The organism is Methylomonas sp. BG-2, assembly GCF_057766305.1.
This window is the reverse complement of the sequence record NZ_JBYMAP010000335.1, coordinates 1-3,229: the sequence shown is the minus strand read 5'-3', so window position 1 is coordinate 3,229 and position 3,229 is coordinate 1. Positions and strand designations below refer to the sequence as shown.

The window sequence follows — 3,229 nt, the reverse complement described above, 5'->3', positions numbered from 1 at the left end:
CAACCGAGGCATTCAATCGGGCGGAGAACGGACCGAGTGTTGCAGTTTCGGTCCGTATTTTTAGATCAAGAGACTCGATTTAGGGTCCATTACTTGCCATTTAGGCTTTGCGGCCGGAGGTCACCATGGATATACGTTACGTTAGTTTAAATATGTTGCTGATGCTGGTCGGCTGTATGCTGACCGGCCGCGTGAGCGCATTGGACATTTCGCAGGCCGCATTGAGCTTGAGCGCCGGACAATCGAGCGAGGTTTCGGTTAACGACCGGCGCGGCAAGGTGACGGTCAAATCGAGCAATACTTCGATTGCCAGCGCCAAATACGATGATGAGCGCGTCAAGATCAAAGCGCGCAAGGCGGGCAACGTGACGGTTACCGTCAAGGACGGCAATGGCGCGCAATCGATAGCCGTTACGGTAGCCGCGGCGCCGGTATTGACAATATCGCCCAGCGAGCTCGAACTTGGAATCGGCGACACCGCGACGATCAATGTCGCCAATCCGAACGGGAAGGTGAGTGTCAAGTCGTCCAAGGCCGCCGTTGCCAGCGCCGTCTACGGCAACGCTGCCGTCACGGTCAAGGGCTTGAAGACCGGCGAGACGACGTTAACCGTCAAGGATGCCAAATCCAGTAAAAAGGCCAAGATTAAAGTGGTCTCGCGTTCTACCAGTTCGTTGAGCGTCAGTCCCGGCAATGTGTCGTTGAATGTCGGCGCCACCGCCAATATCACGGTCGGCAATGCCAGCGGCAACGTCAGCGTTGAATCCGGGGATGCTTCGGTCGCCGGCGTTAGTTACAGTAACGGTGTCGCGGTGGTGACCGGCGTCAAGGCCGGCGCCACCACGATTACGATTCGGGATAGCAAGACCGAGAAAACCGTCGCGGTGACCGTATTGAATGGCACGGTCTCCGGCGGGTATTCGCTGATGGCCTGGAACGATTTGGGCATGCACTGCATGGACGGCACCGACTTCTCGGTGTTCTCCATTCTGCCGCCTTACAATACGCTCCATGCGCAACTCAAGAATAAAAGCGGCAAGCTGGTGAGTACCAATGTCACGCTGACCTACGAAGCCGTTGCCGATACCAGCGGTTCGATCAATACCAGCAGCGCCGACAAGACTAACTTTTGGTCATGGGTGGACGACTTGTTCGGCCTGAGCCCGGCGGACAATGTGGGGGTGAACCTGGACGGCCTGGCTACCGGTGCGCCAATGGCCGGCAACAAAACGCCTTCGTTGACGCCGGCGCCGATGACCTACAATGCCGCCTTCGCTTGGTTCGAGGCCGAGGGTATTCCGGTGACGCCGTTCGACGATGCCGGAAATAAAAACTTTTATCCAACCGTCAAGGTGGTCGCCAAGGATGCGCTCAGCGGCAAGGTTCTGGCCACGACGACGACGACGTTACCGGTCAGCGACGAAATGACTTGCAAGGGTTGCCACACATCGACCGACGCCAGCGATCCGGCGCGTAGCAATGCCAAACCCGCCGGCGGCTGGGTTTTCGACAACGATGTCGAGAAAGACTGGAAACGCAATATTTTGAAGCTCCACGACGATCGCCACAAAGCCGGCGCGGCGTTTCAAGCCGCCGCGGTCAAGGTCGGCTATTCCACCGGCGGCTTATTGCCCCAGGTGGACGATAATCACAAACCGGTATTGTGCGTGGCTTGTCATGCCAGCAACGCCTATTTCGACAAGGAAAACAAAGTCAGCGTGATGGGCGGTGTTTCGGGCATAGCGCCGTTTACCCAAGCCCTGCACCTTAAGCATGCCGGCGATTCGGTACTCGATCCGCTCAGCCAAACGCCGCTAAACAGCATCGCCAATCGTGAATCTTGTTATCAATGCCATCCCGGTTCGAAAACGCAATGTCTGAGGGGGGCAATGGGTAAAGCCGTCGATAGCAGCGGTAATTCGTTGATGAGTTGCCAAAGTTGCCACGGCGATCTGAAAGCGGTGGGCAGCAGTGCAAGACAAGGTTGGTTCGAGGAGCCTACTTGCGAGTCCTGCCATAACAGTGCCGCAACCGGCAGACGGGCTACGACCGGCGTTGACGCCAACGGCAAGGTCATCGTGCCGGCCGACCACACCTTCGCGACGAATGCCGATACGCCGGTGCCGGGTCTGAATCTGTATCGGTTCAGCAAGGGCCACGGCGGCTTGCAATGCGAGGCATGCCACGGTGCCACTCATGCCGAGTATCCATCCAGCCACGCCGACGAAAACCTGCAAAGCATCGCCTTGCAAGGCCATGCCGGCCCCATCGCCGAATGCAGCGCTTGTCATGCCACGGTGCCGAATACGGTGAACGGCGGTCCTCACGGTATGCACACCACCGGCAATGCTTGGGTCAAGCAGCACGAAGATGCCGGCAAAAGCGGTTGCAGCTATTGTCACGGTACGACCAGCGCCGGGACGCCGCTGAGCGAAATCAAGGTGGCTAAAACGATTGACGCGGGCGAATTCGGCACTAAAAATTGGCCGGCCGGTTATCGGGTCAGTTGCTACAGCTGTCACAACGGTCCGAATCCCTAGGACGCGGCGGTTGTCGCGGGAGCCGGCCGTGTCGATGGTCGGCTCCTAAATTAATCGGCTACGGCGCGCGGTAGCGCCAATGCCAAGGTTCGTAGATGTACCCATAGCGATTACCGCGCGGGAACGATAGCGTGAATCCAAATCGGCCCGCGTGACTGGATAACCAGGCGAAGGCGGCGGTGTTTTCGAAATCTTCGTCCAGACCGGGGCAACCGGGCGTACCAACATCCACCGCGCAGCCGGTATGGTGCTCGCTGTAACCGGGCGGGGCCAATATTTTCAGAACGACTTCCAGACTCCGATCTTGCGCTAACTGGCGGCGGATCAGTTGCGCTTGAAAATCCAGTCCGCGAAAGCCGGATAGCATTCTCAGCTGGACTTCATCGTCGGCCGCGGCGGTTTGCAGGGCTGCCCAGGCCTGGGCAGCCTCCGGGCTCAGCTGAAATGGCTTGATGGCGCCAGGCGACATCACGTCCACCAAGCGCTCGGGCTCCCGCCATAACGGCAATCCGCGCGCGTGGGGCAACTCAGCGGGTATGCCCAGTTCCAGAAAAATCGCGCGAACGCGGGCGATGTAGGGATCGGTCGAGTCTTCTTCCATGGTCGATAGTTGCCGGGGTCTCGGCAAGATTGTGGTTGGGTTTACGGTGATTCGTTGTCGGATTCTGGTTAGTGCCCGTCATTTTGGC

At 58.5% G+C, this 3,229-nt stretch carries 2 protein-coding genes; one reads left to right on the top strand and one right to left on the bottom strand.

Features of this window, described 5'->3' with window-relative positions; all coding sequences use genetic code 11:
• The first annotated feature begins 125 nt into the window (after window positions 1–125).
• Window positions 126–2,540 carry an Ig-like domain-containing protein gene (locus tag AC3B8H_RS19715; protein ID WP_488443223.1) on the top strand — a complete coding sequence of 805 codons (2,415 nt, stop codon included), beginning with the start codon at window positions 126–128 and terminating at the stop codon, window positions 2,538–2,540.
• A gap of 58 nt (window positions 2,541–2,598) precedes the next feature.
• On the opposite strand, the gene AC3B8H_RS19710 is transcribed toward AC3B8H_RS19715, so the two are convergent.
• On the bottom strand, window positions 2,599–3,141 hold the full coding sequence (locus tag AC3B8H_RS19710; RefSeq protein ID WP_488443222.1) for a M15 family metallopeptidase: 543 nt from the start codon (window positions 3,139–3,141) through the stop codon (window positions 2,599–2,601).
• Window positions 3,142–3,229 lie beyond the last annotated feature (88 nt).

Excerpts from the sequence above, each read along its gene's own strand:
- AC3B8H_RS19710 (WP_488443222.1), bottom strand. The coding sequence starts at position 3,141 with ATGGAAGAAGACTCGACCGATCCCTACATCGCCCGCGTTCGCGCGATT.
- AC3B8H_RS19715 (WP_488443223.1), top strand. The coding sequence starts at position 126 with ATGGATATACGTTACGTTAGTTTAAATATGTTGCTGATGCTGGTCGGC.